The organism is Pseudoalteromonas sp. S1609 (assembly GCF_005887255.1).
GTDB lineage: Bacteria > Pseudomonadota > Gammaproteobacteria > Enterobacterales > Alteromonadaceae > Pseudoalteromonas.
Window position 1 is genome coordinate 1 of record NZ_PNDJ01000007.1, and the last position, 19,168, is coordinate 19,168.

Consider the following 19,168-nt stretch of genomic DNA (forward strand, 5'->3'; position numbering starts at 1 on the left):
GATAGCTGATAGCTGATAGCTAGTTCTTAACCATCACTAGTAATTGTAGCAATAAGCTCGCTCAGTACCTGCTCAGCTTTGTCAGTGTCTACTTGGCAAGTACCGGCATTTAAATGGCCGCCGCCGCCGTATTTAAGGCATAACTCGCCCACATTGGTGTTTGAGCTGCGGTTGGTGATTGATTTACCAATGGCGTACACCACGTTTTGCTTTTTAAGTCCCCACATTTTATGTATTGAGATATTACATTCGGGGAACATGGCGTAAATAACGAAGCGGTTAGTAGCGTAAATGGTTTCTTCTTCGGTTAAATTGAGTACCACTAAGTTGTCGTGTACTGATGAGCAGCGGTCTATTTGCTCTTTAGCTTGTGCGTTGTGCTCTTGGTATAACGCAACACGCTCGGCAACATCTTCCATTGCTAGTATTTGTTCTATGCTGTGATCTTTACAGGCGTCAATTAACTTCATCATTAACTGGTAATTAGAAATTTTGAATTCACGAAAACGGCCAAGTCCTGTGCGCGCATCCATAATAAAGTTCATCAGTACCCAATCAGTTGGGTTTAAAATTTCGTCTTTTGTAAATTGTGCCGAATCCCCTTTATCGACCGCTTCCATCATGTCAGTTGAAATATTAGGGAATTTCTCTGCACCGCCATAATAGTCGTATACAACGCGTGCTGCAGAGGGCGCATCTGGGTCAATAATGTGGTTTTTAATATCGCTTTCGTTACGAACGGTTTCACTCAAGTGGTGATCAAATGCAATATGACAACCGGCAACATAGGGGAGGTTAGTGGTAATGTCGTTGCTGGTAATGGCTATTTTACCGTCTTGCATGTCTTTTGGATGCACAAATAAAATATCGTCGATTAAATCTAAATCTTTAAGTAATACGGCACACACTAGGCCGTCAAAATCGCTTCGAGTGACAAGTCTATATTTATTATTGCTCATTTTCGGTCCATTTTTGTTTGTTTATTAATCTGAGTGTAGCAGTTCAAACTCCATTTTATATACCAGTTTTTAACATAAAAAAAGCCAAAACAATGGTTTTGGCTTTGAGTAGCAAGTTCATTGCATTTAGGATTAGTAGCGTTGAAATTACTCTAATAGAATCGAAAATGTCTTATTTTTATATCAGTATTGTTGCAGAGAAGAATATTAGTCATTGTCTCAATTTAACATCCCAACTTAAGACAAGACGTAAAGGCTTGCGAGATGCAAGGCAGTGTACCATTTGAATTATTATTCAAATGGTACACTTGAAGCGTCAGTTGGGATTGAACCCCCCAAATATTCATCAATATTACTATATCCATCGTTATCACTATCTATAAAGTTATCGTTACTATCATTATGAGGTAACTTATAGTATTCAATGTACCATGCAGGCAAACTGTTAGTGGTTGAGTTATCAATAGCACCTTTTATGACTGTAAAATTAACTGGTACATAGGCCATATTTCTAGAGTGGCGGTTTTTTAGGCTCAAACTTGCTCTTATTAATTCATAGTCTTCTGGGTTATCAGGAGTTTTAAAAAGATACAACTTAAGCTTAGGGTCATTACAGTTGGTAGCCAGTAGTTGCTCGTTGATTGCTATACCATCAATTTTCTTTTTTAAAGCGTGAATTTGAATTCTGCAGCTTACAAGCCTACTGTCATAATCTGCATCAAATGAAAACCCTATTAATGTTGGATAACCATCTAGAAGTGAAAACCCAAAGTTTTCTCTTCCATAGCGCTGCGGAGTTATTTTTATTGTGTTGAATTTAGACTCTTTTATATAAGAGGGTTCAGTTGGAACAGTTGGTTCAGTTGGTTCAGTTGGATCCGTTGGTTCAGTTGGATCCGTTGGTTCAGTTGGATCCGTTGGTAGCCCTTCGTCTAAAGTATCAGAAAAGCGAAACCTGCTGTAGAAATCATAGTCCACTACTGTATTATTAGGCAAAGTGTTATCGTAATATTGAAGTGTTACTTCAGCTTTAAAGCCAGAGGTTGCATCAATAGAAGGAGATAAAATCTGTATATCATGACTATTCCCTGCGCAGTCTAATTTTTTGATTAAACGGCCGTCAGGATGAAATACCATCATACTACAGTTTATAAATTGTTTATTACTTCCCGGAGATGAACTAATCAAGGTAAGGTTGGCAAAGCCTTGCTTTGGAGCAATATTAAACGTTTTAGTTACTGAATGAGCCTTGTTATAAATTTTATATTCATAATTATGTAAAACATCAATGATATTTTCTTCTTCGGCGCTCGTCTGTGAAGCGAAAAAAAGTGATGACATTAATATTAAATATTTAGAAAATTGCATAATAATTCCTTTTTAAAAAAAGAAATTTACCCCATTTGGGTACTTAATGCAAGCACAAAGGCTGGTAACTTATATTTTTAATACTCCTACCCGCGGTCTTTTTGAACTACACTAAAGCCTTGATAGTTAAGTACTAATTATTCTTAAACTTTTAGAGTATATGAGGCGCTCATCTAAAAAATTAGCGCTAAACGCTATTAAAGAGTGGTTAATGTATTGCCTATGAATGACTAAGCATTGAATGCTAATAAACTTCTGGAATTGTTACAAGGAGAGTCGATGCACTCTGGCTAATCCTTCCAATATTAGCGGATAGGTTATGTTGTAATTTAGTCATTAACATTTAAGTGGTGATAGTGTTTCATCTTGCATGTCTTTTGGGTGCACAAATAAAATATCGTCGATTAAATCTAAATCTTTAAGTAATACGGCACACACTAGGCCGTCAAAATCGCTTCGAGTGACAAGTCTATATTTATTATTGCTCATTGTGGGTCCATTTTTGTTTGTTTATTAACCTGAGTGTAGCAGCTTAAACTCCATTTTATATACCTGTTTTTAACATAAAAAAAGCCAAAACAAGAGTTTTGGCTTTGAGTAGCAAGTGTGTATTAGTGGTGTGTTATGCGCCTGGGCCACATTCCATACAATGGTTAATAATGTCTGGGCCAAATTTTAATTTAGCGTTTAAATCTCGCAGTGCAGTGCGAAGGCCTTCTTCAATAACAGGGTGATAAAAAGGCATATCAAGCATTTGTGGTACAGTCATTTTGTTTTGTACAGCCCATGCTAATAAATGAGCAATGTGCTCTGCTTGAGGGCCAATAAATTCAGCACCTAAAAATAAGCCGGTGCCGTGCTCGGCATACACACGCATGTGGCCTTTGTTTTTTAGCATAACGCGACTACGGCCTTGGTTTTCAAAGCTGACTTCGCCTATTTCAAAGCACTCACAGCTGCCTAATCGTTGGCTAATTTCTTTAAAGCTTTCACCAACCATGGCTATTTGTGGGTCGCTAAATACGGCAGCAATTTTAGCGCGGCGTAAACCCGCACGTACATGAGGGTAGCGGCCTGCGTTTTGCCCTGCGATTGTTCCTTGATCGGATGCTTCGTGAAGCAAAGGGATCATGTTACTAGCATCGCCAGCAATAAATATGTGGGAGTTGCCACATTGCATAGTGTGGGCATCAGCGAGTGGTACGCCACGTTCATCAAGCTCTATGCCGGTGTTTTCTAACCCTAGTTTATCGGTGTTAGGTACTCGCCCGGTTGCAGCCAGAACATAGCCAAACTGCTCGGTGTGTTTAACACCTTGTTTGTCGGTATAGGTTAGCTCTGCTTTATTACCTACTTGTTTCATATCTGAAACGTTTGAGTCGGTATCAACATAAAATTCTTCTGCGAATACGGTATTAGCGTAATCTTTAACTACTGGGTCGGTTAATGGGCCTATGGCACCACCTACACCAAAGAGTTTTACCTTTACTCCTAATCTGTGCAACGCTTGGCCAATTTCAAGGCCTATAACGCCAGGGCCAAATACGGCCACTGATTCTGGTAAATCATCCCAGTCGAATACATCGTCATTAATAATCAGTCGGTCGCCAAAGTTATTAAATACGCCAGGGTAAGATGGGCGTGAACCTGTTGCTATTACAAAGCGTTTAGCAGTGATTATGGTGTGCTCATCTATTTGCACGCGGTTGGCGTCTAAAAATTGTGCATAGCCACGAATTTTATCTTCGCTAGGTATTTCATCTACGGCTTCTACTACGAATCCTGCAAAGCGATCGCGCTCACTTTTTACTCGTGCCATAACGGCTTTACCGTCAATAACCGGTTTTGAGCTGTGAACTCCAAAGGCAGGTGCTATTTCTATTGAGTGCGCGGCTTCTGCTGCAGCAATCAATAACTTACTTGGCATGCAACCAACACGTGCGCAGGTTGTACCGTATGGGCCTGATTCAATCATAAGTACGTTTTGAGTAAATTGTTTTGCATTACGGTAGGCACTTAAACCAGCGGTACCTGCACCTATAACAACAACGTCGGTTTGCAATTCTTTCATAGTGTTTTTCCTTTAATAAACAGGGGCGTTGCAGCCCCTGTTTTATTTACTTAATTAAGCAAAGTATTTTTCTAAATCGTCTGAGCCACCAATGTGCTTACCGCCAATAAATACTTGTGGTACGGTTTCACGGCCCGATACCGCTTTAAGGCTGGTAAGTGATGCGCCAGCGCCCATTACAATTTCTTCAAAAGCAAAGCCTTTAGCTGTAAGTAGCTCTTTTGCTTTTTTACAGAAAGGACAGCCAGGCTTAGTAAATAGAGTGACCGCTTCTGGTTTTACTTGAGTTGGGTTGATGTAATCAAGCATGGTGTCGGCGTCTGATACTTCAAACGGGTCGCCTGGTAAATCTGGCTCGATGAACATTTTCTCTACTACGCCATCTTTAACCAGCATAGAGTATCTCCAGCTGCGCTTACCAAAACCTAAATCGTTTTTATCAACTAACATACCCATGCCGTCAGTAAATTCACCGTTACCATCTGGTAGTAAAGTAATGTTTTGCGCTTCTTGATGTTCAGCCCATGCGTTCATTACAAAGGTATCGTTTACTGATACACAAACAATGTCGTCAACGCCATTTTGTTTAAGTACACCAGCTAACTCGTTGTAGCGTGGTAGGTGAGTTGATGAACACGTTGGTGTAAATGCACCAGGTAGTGAAAACACAACGACTGTTTTGCCTTTAAAAATGTCGTCTGATGTTACTGATTTCCACTCGTCGTTCTGACGCGTTGCAAATGTAACGTTAGGGATTGTTTGACCTTCAATATTGTTTAACATGTTTTTAGTTCCTCTTGATTTGTTGATAGCCATTATGGCGAACAATTAAATATAGTTCCAATCGTTTGTTTGTATTAAACTGATAGGCATAAACTATCAGGTTGTATGTGAATATGAACTTAAAAGATTTAGAATATGTAAAAGCCGTTGCGCATTTTAAACATTTTCGCAAAGCAGCCGACGCTTGCTTTGTAAGCCAGCCCACCTTGAGTGGGCAAATTAAAAAGCTAGAACAAGAATTAGGGGTTATCTTATTTGACCGTTCAACTAAGCACGTCACCTTAACAACCCAAGGTGAACGTTTGTTGACACAAATCACTCTTATATTAGAACAAACTCAAATATTAAAAGAACTGGCTGCTACTTCTAACCAACCGTTACAGGGCAAGCTGAGTATTGGTATTATTCCTACTATTGCCCCGTATTTACTACCTACACTGCTTACATCAATGAAAGCGGCATTTACTCAAAGTCAGTTTTCGTTTATTGAAATGCAAACTTCTACCATTTTAGCTGCGCTAGACAGTGGCGAGGTGGATTTTGCAATTTTAGCGGATGTGCCTGAGCTAAGAAATTACCATACTATTAATGTATATAAAGAAGACTTTTTAGTTGCGGTATCTGCTGATAACGCTTTAGCTGTAAATAAAAAGGTAGCACTGCAAGACCTTCAAGGTAGTAACCTATTAATGTTAAGTGATGGCCATTGCTTTAAAGATCAAGCTCAGCAGTTTTGTTTTTCGGCAGGAGTGGATGTTTCTAGCCAGTATCAAGGTAATAGCTTAGAAACCTTATTAGCGCTGGTGGCGATGGACGATGGGGTTACGTTTGTGCCAAAACTTGCTGCAATCCCCCGAGAGGGAATTCATTATTTGCCTATTTTTCCTAATCAGCAACGTAATATTGTATTGGCCTGTCGAAAGCACTACCCGCATTTATCTGGGGTTGAGCAGTTAGCAGATTGGTTAAGCGCTCACGATAATTTAAAAGTTAAGCTAACCCAAGTACTTTAGGGCGTTGCAACTTCCACAATATCGTTAATTTGTACGCCCGGTAAAGGCTGATCATTAATACTGACGGCAATGGCACTGTGCTGATATAGCTGCTCTACACGAATACGGTTCAAAGTGGTTATAGTATGCGGCATGGTGTTGCCTTGCGCGTCTGTTAAATAATTATGATGAGCAATACTCAGCTGTTGGCCTTTTTCTAAGCCATGTGCCTTTCCTAAATTAATGACGAGTTTATTATTTTCCATGTGCATAATTTTGCCTTGAGTGGGTAGGCACGCCATGGCTGCTTGCAAATCGTAACTTAGGGTTTGGTTTATCTCACTAATACTTTGACCAAAAGGTGACTGCCAAAAACGATTACTGTTTACATCAATAATAGTTGTTTTTTCAAATGGCCAGATTGCTTGGCTTTGATAGCTTTGTTGCCACAAGGGCTCATAAGTAGTGCCATTAAATAAACTAAACTCTATTTGGTAGTGACGCTGATAGCTCTCATCTTGCCAAAATGCATAGTCGCTATTGAGTTTATCGCTGGTGGATAAACTGGTAATTTGGCTTAACAACACGTATTGCGCGTTACTGCGCGATGAAATTTCCTCTAACTGGCTGTTAGAATAGTCATGCTGTTGATTAAAATAAGTATCGACTTTTATCGCTTTATTGAAATAGGCAACAGGGACGGCACTCATTTTTGATTTTTGCAGTGCCGTGTAGATGTTTTTACTTACGGCTTTATTAATGTCAAATATTTGACCCATTCTAGCGTGTTCGCGATTAGTTAATTGGCTTTGCGTCACGGCTATAAATTTATTGAAGTTGCTTTGCGGGCATTGTTCGGTTTGTGCAAAAATATCTAGGCGTAAGGTAATCGCAAATTCATCACTGCTGCGGTTTTCGCTAACGAGTTCTATTTTTTGGATTTCGCCTTGGCTACTTATTTTTAGTTGGTCTTGAGTTAATACGCCATCTACAAGGGTTTGCACTGAACTTACACGAGCCCCAGAAAATACTAAGGCTTGGGTTATCGCATCTTTTATGGCTGCGGCTTTTGCACTAGGAATATCGCTATTTTGAATAACTGCATGGCCGGTAGACTCATACCACTGAGCGTGAGTAAAAGGTGAAAACGTTAATACCGCAGTGGTACTTAACCCTGCTAATACAGCCTTTAAAAACGATTTCATACTTTTACTCCAATTAAACGTTAGCGTTAATCAACTTCAGCAAGTAATGTACCACTATTTTTTGTTATCTATTTAAAGGCATATCACTGGCACTAAACATGCATAACTGAGTTTAATTAGTTTTTAAAGGCCCAGTATGATGCGAGTAATGCCATTAATGATCACATTAGGCTGCTTAACTTTAAGCGGTTGTAGTAATATATTTGATAAACACGTTGAGTATAAATATGTTGAGCCAAATAATTACCCAGTATTAAAAGCGGTTGGCTATGCGCCCATTAGTTTGCAGTCGGGAAGTAGTGATACGCAAAAACAACTTATGGCGATTAAGGCTTCAAAGCTCGAGGCTTATCGCGAACTAACAGAGCAAGTATACGGGCAAAAAATTACCGCAGGTACAACAGTCGCTGGGTCTGTTGCCCAAGATGATTATTTACAAAGCAAAGTACAAGGTATTATTAAAGGCGCACAAATTATAAAAACATATGCCGTTAATGATATGTATGTAACCGAGCTTGAGCTTAATATGAAACGCGTTCACGACTTGTACATCGGTGAGATAAAACCACGGGAAGTGAAAAAAGTCACTTATTACTAAGCGACAAATTATTACCCATAAAAAACGCCTAAACGAATTATCGTTTAGGCGTTTTTTATGGGTATTTTTTTAGGCTTTTAGGTTACGCACAATGCTGTTATCGGTATTTACGACGCTACCAGCTTGGTCGTAGGTCATTGATGAAGGTGCACCAATTAAAATACCTTTTAGCTGCTTTACACTTAACTGTGCCTGATGAGCTGCATGAGCATTAACTTCATTTTGTTTTTGACATTGCTCAAGCTTAGTTCTGGTCAGCTTTATTAAGTCATTGTTTTCATCTGTTTGCTGATCATTACTGGCAATCAGTTTACTGAGTTCTTTATCTAGGGTGCTTATGCTGGTTAAAAAAGACATTTTCTGTTGGGCAATTTCTTTCAAACCTTCGCCTCTACGTGAGGCAATTGCATTAAGTTCTTGGGTAAGAAGCTCACTCAAGGTTGTTAAACAATTTATTTGTTCGTTTAGTTTAATCGTAATTAAACTATTGTGATCAGCCATAAACATTAAACTCGAAGTCTGCTAAATTTTTGGCAAGTTTCTCACTGTCTATTTGATACTTGCCTTCGGTAATGGCTTTTTTAAGTTCAGCAACTTTGTTACTGTCAAAACCAGAAGACTGCTCTGCTTTTTCTTGTAAAGATTTTAATTGCTTAGCTTGCGGTGTTAGGCTCACCGAATCGCCTGCCGCTTTAGGCGAAGGCGTTTGCGCAGCCTGCGTATTTGCATTATCTCTTTTTAAATCAACTTTTTGCTGTTGAGTGTTTGTTAAAACACCAGGCTGTTGATTTGATTTGTTAACTTGACCGACCATGATAAAAACCCATTTATTACCCAACTGATGCCTATATATCGGCATTTACTAAAGATACTTTAGCATAAATTACATTAAATATTTACCTGCACAGACTCTACACCATCTACCCGTGCATTTAAAACTTTACCTGTTTTTTTGTTTTCTACTCGTACTTGTTCACCTAAGGTTCCATCCTCTAATGCAACACCCGTGGTTTTTACTCTTAATCCTTTAATATTGGCAAATATGTTAACAGAGTCGCCTTTGCAAACCATACAAATTTGATTGAGTAGTACTGGCATACCTTCACGAATATTACGTTTGCTGCGGCTACCAATAAGTTGTTCAGGATCATCAAGATACTGAACGCGTATAAAGTGCGCAGGGCGCATATCAATACTTAAATGGGATGGAGTAATCACTTCACCTCGTGCTAAATTAGTCGTTGCAACTACAACGGGTGCTGATTCAGTGATTCTGACATGTACGTACTGTGCCCAGTTGTCACTATCGTTACATTTTATTTGAATGGTGACTTGACGATTAAAAGGGGGCTCACTTGGCGTTACTAGCTCTGGCTCAGAGTTACAATGGCGATCAGGTATGCGGCTATCTAACGGTAATGCGCTAAACTGTATTTTGTTATCATTTGTAGTCACTGCTTTTTGTGCAACATAAGATACAGCCATTTCTTGAAGTGATTCTTTACTAAATACTTGAGCCTTTAGTGGCAAAGTGAAGCAGAGGCTAGCAAGAAAATAAAAAACACTGTATCTTCTGATTTTTTTTAACAAACTCATAATGTTTCGACTATGCTTATGGTTGCAAACAGGGTATAAATATTTTGCGTCAGAATTTAGACGCCCCCGTTGTGTTATGACGCTTTATTAATTGAAAGCAATTATCGTTCCTTATATTTGTTTTCTTAGGAGATTTAAATGGCCGGTATTTTAGACTCAGTAAACCAACGTACTCAGTTGGTTGGGCAAAACCGCTTAGAATTATTGTTATTTAAGCTTAACGGGCGTCAGCGCTTCGGCATTAATGTGTTTAAAGTAAGAGAGGTATTACAATGCCCGCCTCTTACTAGTATGCCAAAGGCTAATGCTTATATTCGAGGTGTTGCACATATCCGTGGCCAAACTATTTCGGTGATTGACTTATCTATGGCTGTAGGTGGCCGTCCTATAAAAAATATAGAAGAAGGTTTTATTATCATTGCTGAATATAACCGTTCAGTTCAAGGATTCTTAGTTGGTGGCGTTGAGCGGATTGTTAACATGAACTGGGAAAAAATACTGCCTCCGCCATCAGGTGCGGGGCGTTATTCTTATTTAACAGCCGTGACTGAAATTGAAAATGAGTTAGTTGAAATTCTAGATGTTGAACAAATTTTAAACGAGATTTGTCCTGTAAATACAGAGGTTAGCGCAGATGTTGCGGCTCAGGCTCAAGGTAGTATGCAAAAAGATTTGGGTGAGCGTATAGTATTTATTGCCGATGATTCGGCCGTGGCACGAAATCAGGTTAAACGAGCGTTAGAACCTTTAGGTGTAACTACTGAACTTGCTAAAAATGGTAAAGAAGCTTTAATAAGACTAAAAGAAATTGCAGAGCTTGATTGTGTTAACGATATTACAGAGCGAGTAGGGTTACTTATTTCAGATGTAGAAATGCCCGAAATGGATGGTTATACGCTCACTGCAGAAATTAAAGCAGATCCCAAACTTGCACCACTGCATGTGATTTTACATACTTCATTAAGTGGTGTTTTCAATCAAGCAATGATTGAAAAAGTAGGGGCTGACGATTTTATAGCGAAATTTAATCCAGACGAGCTTGCTACAGCCGTTAATAAGTGGGTTCATTGTGATTAATAAACATAGGTGTTATTGATTTGACTAATAAAGATTTGCAGCAAACAGAATACGATCAATTTCGCTTATTTTTAGAACAACAGTGCGGTATTGTTTTAGGTGAAAATAAGCAGTATTTGGTTAAAAGTCGCTTGGCACCATTAATGTCTCGGTTTAATGTTGAATCGTTATCTGAACTGGTTAGCAAAACACTTGGCGTACATGAGCGTCAATTGCGCGCTGCTGTTGTTGATGCCATGACAACCAACGAAACATTGTGGTTTAGAGATCAATACCCATTTGAGTTGCTCAAAACCAGATTATTCCCTGAATTTAAAGCGCTAAATAGACCATTAAAAATATGGTCTGCTGCGAGCTCTTCAGGGCAAGAACCTTATTCAATTGCTATGTCGGTAGCTGAGTTTCAATCAAGTAGTCCTGGTGTTTTAAAAATGGGTGCACAAATAGTGGGTACTGACATCTCAAATACCATGCTGGATATGTGTAAAAACGCTGAATATGATGCATTGGCACTGGCTCGCGGGCTATCTGCTGATCGTCGTAAGAAATTTTTTAAAGACAGCGGCAATGGTATGGCACAAGTGGTTGACTCATTGAAAAAGCAAGTGAGCTTTAGGCATTTAAATTTGCTCGACTCGTACGCCTTGATGGGTAAGTTCGATATTATATTTTGCCGTAATGTTTTAATATATTTTTCACCTGAGGTGAAAGCCAAAATAATTGCACAATTTTCTCAAGCACTTAACCCTAAGGGGTATTTATTTTTAGGTGCGTCGGAATCTATGTCTGGTTTGAGTACCGAATTTGATATGGTACGTTGTAACCCCGGCATTATTTACCAAAAGAAATAACGAATATTAAGATATACCCCCTCCTAAAAACGGTGCTGTAGCGCCGTTTTTTGTTTTTATCATCACTACTTTCATTGCTGGCTTACTTATTGCTTTATTGATACTAAGTCAATTTTTTGGAGATAGTTATGGCTATCAGTTTTGATAAAGCATTAGGCGTGCATCCGCATGCGATGTTGATCCGTTCGCAAAGAGCAGAAATGCTCGCCACTAATATCGCAAATGCTGATACGCCCGGCTATAAAGCAAAAGATATCGACTTTGCCTCAGCATTAAAAACGGCAAAGTCTAACCAACTAAGCGGCAATACGATGGTAAGAACCAACGAAAAACACATTGCCGGTGGTACCCGTTTTGTAGGTGGAGATGAATTATTTCGTACGCCAAATCAAACAGATACAGGTGATGGTAACTCTGTTGATATACAAGTGGAACGGAACTTGTATACACAGAATGCTATGGAGTATCAGGCCAGTGTCCAGTTTCTTAATGGTAAATTTAAAGGCCTGAAAAAAGCCCTCGGTAGTCAAGGAGCCTAATTATGAGTTTATATAATGTGTTTGATATTGCAGGTTCGGGTATGAGCGCGCAAAACGTGCGATTAAATACCACCGCAAGTAATATCTCTAATGCCAATACAATTAGCTCTTCACAAAATGAAACGTACCGAGCGCGACAACCTGTATTTGCTGCGGAGCTAACAAAAGCGTCAGCGTCAGCAAGCAACCCACAGGGCTCTGCCGTTGGTGTGAAAGTGTTAGGAGTGGTTGAGAGTGATAAACCACTACAAATTGAATATAACCCAAACCACCCGAGTGCGGATGAAAATGGTTACATTTATAAACCCAACGTGAATGTTGTTGAGGAGATGGCAAATATGATTTCTGCATCTCGCTCTTATCAGACAAATGTTCAAGTTGCTGATGCAGCTAAGCAAATGTTAAGTAAAACACTGCTGTTAGGTCAGCGGTAACTGAGGGTAGCTCATGAGTAACGATATTAGTACTTCTTCATCCTACATGGAGTCTTTACGTTGGCAAGATAAGCAAGTGCCACAAAAAGAAGACAGTGATGCGTTAACCCAAGAAGATTTTTTTTCGTTGTTAACACAGCAGTTGTCATATCAAGATCCTAGCAAACCTGCTGATAACGATCAGATGATTGCACAAATGACAAACTTTACCATGGCTGAAGGAATATCAAATTTAAACTCTAACTTTGATTCCTTAGCTGCGTCGATGACATCAAATTCGGCATTGCAAGCATCAACACTGGTTGGCAAACAAGCTTTGTTGGAGTCGGATACACTGGAGCTTAATGAGTCGGGTGAATCAAGAGGTTCTGTTGTAGCTGAAAAGCCAGTCGATAGTTTAATGATCCGCATTGAAGATGCATCCGGGCAGTTGGTTAAAACTATAGATTTAGGTACTCAGCCTGCAGGAGCCATCCGTTTTGCATGGGATGGTAAAAATGAAGCGGGTGAACGGCTACCACCTGGTGAATACAATATCAAAGCAGAGGGTAGTACAAATGGGGAATTTTCAAGCCTCCCATTAGCTACATTCAAAAATATTGAAAGTGTTAATATTAACGGCTCAAGCGGCATTATTATTAATACTAAAGAAGGTGCGGTTAGGCTGACTGATGTCGCAGAAATCGCGTAATAGATTTTATGTATTTTTTAGCCATCAGGCTAAATATTTTTAGGTTAGAGGTTAATTATGAGCTTCAATATTGCATTAACAGGCCTTGCTGCCGCACAAAAAGATTTGGATGTTACCGCCAATAACATTGCCAACGTAAACACCACTGGTTTTAAAGAGTCTCGCGCCGAGTTTGCTGATGTATACGCATCATCAGTATTTAGCGCCGGTAAAACAAAAAATGGTGATGGTGTGCAAACCACTATGGTTGCTCAGCAGTTTCATCAAGGGTCGCTGCAGTTTACTAATAACTCACTGGATTTAGCGATCACAGGTGAGGGTTACTTTGCAACTACTCAAAGTCTAGATTCACAAGACCAAACTTTTACACGTGCTGGAGCATTTAAGCTTAATAAAGACAATTTCGTTGTTGATGCCAAAGGTAATTTTTTACAGAGCTTCCCTGTTGATGAGGTTACCGGAGATACAACCTCAGTAAGTCTTAGTACTTCATCTGCACTACAAATACCAGACTCTTCTGGTTCACCACGCTCTACGAGTAACGTATATACTTCTTTCAACCTTGACTCACGTAAAGATGTTGTGGCAGTACCGTTTGATGCAACAGACAGCAGCACATATACTGCATCTACATCGACTACAACTTATGACTCTTTAGGTGAGCCACACGTTCTACAATTCTTTTTTGTAAAAACAGCGCCTAATGAATGGCAAGTGCATGGTACATTGGATAAAAAACCGTTTGATGCTACCGGTGCTCCCACAGCAACACCAAGCCCTTTAAGTACCTTTGGGTTTGATGCTAGTGGTTTGCCTGCAACTACCGATGGCGCTCCAAATGTCGGTCCAACCTTTACTGATGTTAATTTAACCGGGGCCAATTTAAGTGGCCTATTAAGTAATGGTGCTCAGTTTAGTGATATAGCAATTAACTGGCGCGACGAAGCGAATACATCAAATAAAGTTCCAAGCCAGTTTGCGAGTCGCTTTGAAGTAAAAGCACTAGAGCAAGATGGTGCGACAGTAGGTCGCTTAGCGGGTATTGACATTGGTACTGATGGGAAAGTAGTTGCATCGTACAGTAATGGTGACTCAACCTATTTGGGTCAAGTAGCCATGGTTAGGTTTGCAAACTCACAAGGTTTACAACAGGTGGGTGATACTTCATGGAAAAAAAGTTTAACCTCAGGTGAGCCGATTGCGGGTGAACCGGGAACAGGGACTTTAGGCAAAGTCAATTCTTCAGCGCTCGAGCAATCAAATACAAACTTAACCACAGAGCTGGTTGATTTGATTAGTGCGCAGCGTAACTTCCAAGCAAACTCTCGTGCGCTTGAAGTGAATTCAACACTGCAACAAAATATCTTACAGATCCGATAATCATATTTTGACTTATAAAGGCTGCTTAATGCAGCCTTTTTTATTCCTCTCTTAAAATCTTATTCATGCTTTAATTTAATTTGGCACTTATATTGCATTTACTCATATATAGATTTCTTAATGAGTCGATGTTATGGATAAAATGGTCTACATAGCCGCATCTGGCGCTAAACAAAGCATGCAAGGGCTTGCTCTTAAAGCCAATAATTTGGCAAATGCAAACACAACTGGGTTTAAATCTGATTTTGCGCAAGCGCGCTCAATGCAGGCTTTCGGTGAAGGTTTGCCGACTCGTGTTTTTGCTATGCAAGAGCGTCCAGGATCAAACATGACATCGGGCGGTGTTGTCGAAACAGGTCGCAGCCTTGATATTGCTATGAGCGATAACGCCTGGTTGAGTGTTCAGGACGCCTCTGGTAATGAAGCTTATACAAAAGTGGGTTCGTTAAATATAACGGCTGAAGGTATGCTAACTACCAGCGACGGTCGTCAAGTTATTGGCGAAGGTGGGCCAGTCATATTACCTGTACCGATTGAAAAAATTGAATTTAGCAAAGATGGCACTATTCAAGTTCGCCCTCAAGGTGCACCGGCTAACTTTTTAGAAGAAGTTGATCGCCTAAAAGTGGTTGATGCAAACAACGCCACGCTTGAGAAGGGTAACGATGGTTTATTTAGAGCTAAACCAGGCGAAATAGTTGAAACATCAGCCAATGTACAAGTATTAGGTGGCACATTAGAAAAATCGAATGTAAATCCTGTGCATGAAATGGTCGATATGATCAGTCACCAACGCCAATTTGAATTACAAGTAAAACTGATGAAAACAGCTGAAGAGATTGACGAACGTCAAGAGCAGCTGATGCGCATCGTTTAACTTTAACGTGGGGATATTATTATGAATCCAGCATTATGGATAAGTAAAACAGGGCTTGACGCTCAACAAACTGATATATCGGTTATATCAAATAACTTAGCGAACGCCAGTACAGTAGGTTACAAAAAAAGCCGCGCTATTTTTGAAGACTTGCTTTACCAAAATATTAATCAACCAGGCGGTCGATCATCGCAAGACACCGAAATGCCGTCAGGCTTAATGCTCGGTGCGGGTACTAAAGTAGTAGCTAACCAAAAAAACTTTTCGCAAGGTAATATGCTCACTACTGAAAATTCTTTAGATTGGATGATTTCAGGTCCTGGTTTTTTTGAAGTATTGCAACCAGATGGCAATATTGCATATTCGCGAAACGGCCAATTTACTACTGACGGTGACGGGCGTGTTGTAACCTCGGGTGCTGGTTATGTTGTTCAGCCTGAAATGAATGTACCTGACGATGCACAGTCGATCACCGTATCTCAAGATGGTGAAGTGTCAGTTCGCGTTAAAGGTCAGGCCGAAAACGTGGTTATTGGTCAGATCACGATTAGTGATTTTATTAATCCGTCTGGCCTTGAGCCTATAGGGCAAAACTTATATACCGAAACCGCGGTAAGTGGTGCGCCTGTTCAAGGTAATCCGGGGGTTGAAGGTTTAGGTACGATTATTCAAGGTTCACTTGAAACATCAAATGTAAATGTGACCGAAGAGTTAGTTAATTTGATTGAAACGCAGCGCGTTTATGAGATGAACTCAAAAGTGATCTCAGCCGTTGATGAAATGATGAGTTATATCAATCAACAGTTATAGTTTTGGGGGATTGTATGCGTAATATTATGTTATTTACAGTAGGGACTTTACTATTAAGTGGTTGTGTAGCTACACAAAATAATGAGGTAGTACAAGACGATCCCTATTATGCACCTATGTATCCAGAGCCTAATATGGAGCCAGTAGTCGCAACCGGCTCTTTGTTCAGTACTCAATTATCGAATGATCTTTATGCCGATAAAAAAGCACTGCGAACAGGCGATATCATTACTGTTAAATTACAAGAGTCAACCCAAGCGACTAAAGCAGCTAAAACAGAAACGGATAAAGAAACCGATGCCAGCCTCGACCCTGTGATTGGCTTAGGTGGTTTACCGGTAAATATTGGCGGCGATAGCATTCAATTTGGTATTGGCAGTGACTCCTCATTTAAAGGTGACTCAAAATCAAATCAATCAAATAGCTTAGTTGGCGATATTTCGGTTAACGTAATGCGAGTACTACCAAATGGTAATTTAGTGATTCGCGGTGAAAAATGGCTAACGTTAAACACCGGTGAAGAATTTATTCGCTTAGAAGGGTTAGTGCGTCCACAAGATGTCAATGCCGATAATACCGTTGAGTCTAATCGAATTGCGAATGCGCGTATTCAGTACTCAGGTAAGGGCCAAACACAAGAGGCACAAAGCCCGGGTTGGTTAACGCGTTTCTTTAGTAGCTCATTGTTTCCCTTTTAGAGGACATTCGACATGAATGGTTTTAAAGTTTTTTGTTTTATGGTGCTACTAGGCTGGCAATTTACTGCCAGTGCTGAGCGAATTAAAGATGTGTCTATGGTCGAAGGGGTGCGCTCAAACCAATTAGTGGGCTATGGCTTAGTTGTTGGTTTACCAGGCACCGGTGAGCAAAGCCGTTTTACCGAGCAAAGCTTTAAAGGCATGCTTAATAGTTTTGGTATTACGTTACCTTCTAGTTTAAAGCCAAAAATTAAAAATGTTGCAGCGGTTGCTGTTCATGCTGAACTCCCCCCATTTAGAAAGCCAGGGCAAACCATAGATATAACCGTATCATCGATTGGCAGTGCAGGCAGCTTGCGCGGTGGCACATTACTACAAACATTCTTAAAAGGGGTTGATGGTAATGTTTACGCCATCGCTCAAGGCAGTTTAATTGTAGGTGGCTTAGGCGCTGAAGGCCTTGATGGTAGTCGCGTTGTGATTAATACGCCAACGGTAGGACGTGTACCAAATGGTGCAACCGTTGAACGTGCTGTTAAAAGCCCATTTATGCAAAACGACTATATTACCTTTAATTTAAACCGTCCTGACTTTACTACTGCTAAACGTTTAGAGAAAACCATTAATGATTTAATTGGTCCAAATAGCGCTCAAGCACTCGATGCAGCTTCTATTCGCGTTATTGCACCTCGTGATGCCTCGCAACGTGTATCGTATTTATCAACTCTTGAAAACTTAGAGTTTAAGCCAGCAGATACTTCAGCAAAAATAATTGTTAACTCGCGTACCGGCACCATTGTTATAGGTAAAAATGTAAAATTACAACCTGCGGCAATTACCCACGGTGGTTTAACAGTAACGATTGCTGAGCAACAAAATGTGGCGCAGCCAAATCCTTTAGCAGAGGGTGAAACCGTGGTTACTCAGCAAAGTATTATTGATGTTGATCAGGATGACTCACGCGCTTTTGTATTTAACCCTGGTGTGAGTCTTGATGACTTAGTTCGTGCAATTAATGAGGTAGGCGCTGCCCCTGGTGATTTAATGGCTATTCTTGAAGCGCTCAAAGAAGCCGGTGCAATTAATGGTCAGCTTGTTGTAATTTAACCTTTAAAAAACACCGTTTAATATTTTTATTGCGGTGTTTTATACTTTTTTTTCCTGCTTACTCCCACCTTTGAAAATCTCGCTGGCTCAATTATTGCATTATCTAGATATTATTAATTATTGTGTCAAAAAGCTGATGGAAACAAATCATCTAGATAAGCAAAACTTTTTTGATTTAGGCAACTTAGACTCTCTACGTCGAGATGCTTTAAACAGCGGTGACGCATCAACCGATGCATCTAAAGCGGCGTTAAAAAAAGCGGCGGCACAATTTGAAGCTATATTCACCCAAATGCTGCTTAAAAGTATGCGTAAAGCCAATGAGGCTTTTGAAGATAAAGAAAGCCCGTTTAATGCTAGTGGCGTTAAGTTTTTTGAAGAAATGCACGACCAACAAATGGCTACAGAGCTTTCATCAAATGGCTCTTTGGGTCTTGCTGATTTAATTGTGCAACAATTATCGCCAGATGGAAAAAACTTTATGCCAGGCTCTGTTCTTCGCACCACGTCAGATTTCTTTAGTGACCAACGTGCGGGTAGTACTTTACCTCATCAAGAAAACCAAAAGGGCACTGAAAAAGTGTCACTCGTTGATTCAACTGAAAAAAGCGAACAAAACACAGCGTCTAGCACATTTGAAAATGCTGAGGAATTTGTAAGCACAGTGTGGGAACACGCAAAAACAGCGGCTAAAAAAATTGGTTTAAATCCGGCGGTTATGGTCGCACAAGCGGCATTAGAAACTGGCTGGGGTAAACATATTATTAGTAAAGGTGATGGTAATAGCTCAAACAATTTATTCAATATTAAGTCAGATAAAAGTTGGCAGGGTGAAAAGGCCAGTAAGGTCACTTTAGAGTTTGAGCAAGGTGCTGCAGTTAAAAAGCAAGCAAGCTTTAGAGCGTATGACTCGATAAAAGATAGCGTGAATGATTTTGTGGATTTTTTAACACAGAACCCGCGCTATCAAGATGCATTAAACAATACGGCAAAGCCGCATAAATTTTTAGACTCTTTACAGCAAGCTGGTTATGCAACCGACCCTAATTATGCAGACAAAATAAAAAGAGTGCTGAACAGTAACGAATTGAAGAATATCGCCACAAGCGTGATCCGCCAGGGAGTAGAGTAA

Annotated in this window: 21 protein-coding genes and 1 pseudogene; 13 read left to right on the forward strand and 9 right to left on the reverse strand. The window is 40.0% G+C overall.

Annotation, left to right across the window (positions count from 1 at the left end; all coding sequences use genetic code 11):
* Window positions 1-26 precede the first annotated feature (26 nt).
* The 5 genes and pseudogenes from CWB76_RS02485 to CWB76_RS02505 all read right to left on the reverse strand — a co-directional run bounded on the left by CWB76_RS02485 (window position 27) and on the right by CWB76_RS02505 (window position 5,181).
* Complete coding sequence (locus tag CWB76_RS02485) at window positions 27-959, reverse strand: DHH family phosphoesterase (protein WP_138605261.1); 933 nt, start codon at window positions 957-959, stop codon at window positions 27-29.
* 291 nt (window positions 960-1,250) lie between these two features.
* On the reverse strand, window positions 1,251-2,327 hold the full coding sequence (locus CWB76_RS20445; RefSeq protein ID WP_283235053.1) for a hypothetical protein: 1,077 nt from the start codon (window positions 2,325-2,327) through the stop codon (window positions 1,251-1,253).
* A 363-nt stretch (window positions 2,328-2,690) separates the two neighbouring features.
* Window positions 2,691-2,816 (reverse strand): annotated as a pseudogene (locus CWB76_RS02495) (exopolyphosphatase); the annotation flags it as partial.
* Window positions 2,817-2,949: 133 nt separating this feature from the next.
* Entirely contained in the window at window positions 2,950-4,398 is a 1,449-nt protein-coding gene (locus CWB76_RS02500; RefSeq protein ID WP_138605262.1) for a dihydrolipoyl dehydrogenase, read from the reverse strand.
* 54 nt (window positions 4,399-4,452) lie between these two features.
* A complete protein-coding gene (locus CWB76_RS02505; protein WP_008111816.1) occupies window positions 4,453-5,181 on the reverse strand; it encodes a glutathione peroxidase in 729 nt (242 codons plus the stop codon).
* Between the two features lie 113 nt (window positions 5,182-5,294).
* On the opposite strand from CWB76_RS02505, the gene CWB76_RS02510 reads away from it, so the two are divergent.
* On the forward strand, window positions 5,295-6,194 hold the full coding sequence (locus tag CWB76_RS02510) for a LysR substrate-binding domain-containing protein (RefSeq protein WP_138605263.1): 900 nt from the start codon (window positions 5,295-5,297) through the stop codon (window positions 6,192-6,194).
* On the opposite strand, the gene CWB76_RS02515 is transcribed toward CWB76_RS02510, so the two are convergent.
* A complete protein-coding gene (locus tag CWB76_RS02515) occupies window positions 6,191-7,378 on the reverse strand; it encodes a flagellar assembly protein T N-terminal domain-containing protein (protein ID WP_138605264.1) in 1,188 nt (395 codons plus the stop codon). The two genes, CWB76_RS02510 and CWB76_RS02515, sit on opposite strands and share 4 nt — an antisense overlap.
* Before the next feature lie 139 nt (window positions 7,379-7,517).
* Here CWB76_RS02515 and CWB76_RS02520 point away from each other — a divergent pair, with 139 nt between their 5' ends.
* On the forward strand, window positions 7,518-7,976 hold the full coding sequence (locus tag CWB76_RS02520) for an LPP20 family lipoprotein (RefSeq protein WP_138605368.1): 459 nt from the start codon (window positions 7,518-7,520) through the stop codon (window positions 7,974-7,976).
* 69 nt (window positions 7,977-8,045) lie between these two features.
* Here CWB76_RS02520 and flgN read toward each other — a convergent pair whose 3' ends face one another.
* The 3 genes from flgN to flgA all read right to left on the reverse strand — a co-directional run bounded on the left by flgN (window position 8,046) and on the right by flgA (window position 9,572).
* Window positions 8,046-8,477, reverse strand: a complete 432-nt coding sequence (gene flgN, locus CWB76_RS02525; RefSeq protein ID WP_138605265.1) for a flagellar export chaperone FlgN — start codon at window positions 8,475-8,477, stop codon at window positions 8,046-8,048.
* Complete coding sequence (gene flgM / locus CWB76_RS02530) at window positions 8,470-8,790, reverse strand: flagellar biosynthesis anti-sigma factor FlgM (RefSeq protein WP_138605266.1); 321 nt, start codon at window positions 8,788-8,790, stop codon at window positions 8,470-8,472. The genes flgN and flgM overlap by 8 nt, the downstream gene beginning before the upstream one ends.
* Window positions 8,791-8,864: 74 nt before the next feature.
* Window positions 8,865-9,572 (reverse strand): flagellar basal body P-ring formation chaperone FlgA, encoded by a 708-nt coding sequence (flgA, locus tag CWB76_RS02535; protein ID WP_171039587.1) that lies wholly within the window; start codon window positions 9,570-9,572, stop codon window positions 8,865-8,867.
* A 138-nt stretch (window positions 9,573-9,710) separates the two neighbouring features.
* Between flgA and CWB76_RS02540 the strand changes: the two genes are divergently transcribed.
* The 11 genes from CWB76_RS02540 to flgJ all read left to right on the forward strand — a co-directional run bounded on the left by CWB76_RS02540 (window position 9,711) and on the right by flgJ (window position 19,168).
* Entirely contained in the window at window positions 9,711-10,649 is a 939-nt protein-coding gene (locus tag CWB76_RS02540) for a chemotaxis protein CheV (RefSeq protein WP_138605267.1), read from the forward strand.
* Between the two features lie 20 nt (window positions 10,650-10,669).
* On the forward strand, window positions 10,670-11,500 hold the full coding sequence (locus CWB76_RS02545; protein ID WP_138605268.1) for a CheR family methyltransferase: 831 nt from the start codon (window positions 10,670-10,672) through the stop codon (window positions 11,498-11,500).
* A 128-nt stretch (window positions 11,501-11,628) separates the two neighbouring features.
* Window positions 11,629-12,039: a flagellar basal body rod protein FlgB gene (gene flgB, locus CWB76_RS02550; RefSeq protein ID WP_138605269.1), complete on the forward strand. Its 411-nt coding sequence runs from the start codon at window positions 11,629-11,631 to the stop codon at window positions 12,037-12,039.
* Between the two features lie 2 nt (window positions 12,040-12,041).
* Window positions 12,042-12,473 (forward strand): flagellar basal body rod protein FlgC, encoded by a 432-nt coding sequence (flgC, locus tag CWB76_RS02555; protein ID WP_008113068.1) that lies wholly within the window; start codon window positions 12,042-12,044, stop codon window positions 12,471-12,473.
* Between the two features lie 13 nt (window positions 12,474-12,486).
* Window positions 12,487-13,164 (forward strand): flagellar hook assembly protein FlgD, encoded by a 678-nt coding sequence (locus tag CWB76_RS02560; protein ID WP_138605270.1) that lies wholly within the window; start codon window positions 12,487-12,489, stop codon window positions 13,162-13,164.
* A gap of 57 nt (window positions 13,165-13,221) precedes the next feature.
* On the forward strand, window positions 13,222-14,544 hold the full coding sequence (flgE, locus tag CWB76_RS02565; protein WP_138605271.1) for a flagellar hook protein FlgE: 1,323 nt from the start codon (window positions 13,222-13,224) through the stop codon (window positions 14,542-14,544).
* Window positions 14,545-14,677: 133 nt separating this feature from the next.
* Window positions 14,678-15,421 (forward strand): flagellar basal body rod protein FlgF, encoded by a 744-nt coding sequence (locus tag CWB76_RS02570; RefSeq protein ID WP_131691416.1) that lies wholly within the window; start codon window positions 14,678-14,680, stop codon window positions 15,419-15,421.
* Between the two features lie 21 nt (window positions 15,422-15,442).
* Complete coding sequence (gene flgG / locus CWB76_RS02575; protein WP_010387879.1) at window positions 15,443-16,231, forward strand: flagellar basal-body rod protein FlgG; 789 nt, start codon at window positions 15,443-15,445, stop codon at window positions 16,229-16,231.
* A gap of 14 nt (window positions 16,232-16,245) precedes the next feature.
* Window positions 16,246-16,929, forward strand: coding sequence for a flagellar basal body L-ring protein FlgH (gene flgH, locus CWB76_RS02580; RefSeq protein WP_010387881.1), 684 nt, complete (start codon window positions 16,246-16,248; stop codon window positions 16,927-16,929).
* A gap of 12 nt (window positions 16,930-16,941) precedes the next feature.
* Window positions 16,942-18,036 (forward strand): flagellar basal body P-ring protein FlgI, encoded by a 1,095-nt coding sequence (locus CWB76_RS02585; protein WP_138605272.1) that lies wholly within the window; start codon window positions 16,942-16,944, stop codon window positions 18,034-18,036.
* Between the two features lie 136 nt (window positions 18,037-18,172).
* Window positions 18,173-19,168, forward strand: coding sequence for a flagellar assembly peptidoglycan hydrolase FlgJ (gene flgJ / locus CWB76_RS02590; RefSeq protein WP_138605273.1), 996 nt, complete (start codon window positions 18,173-18,175; stop codon window positions 19,166-19,168).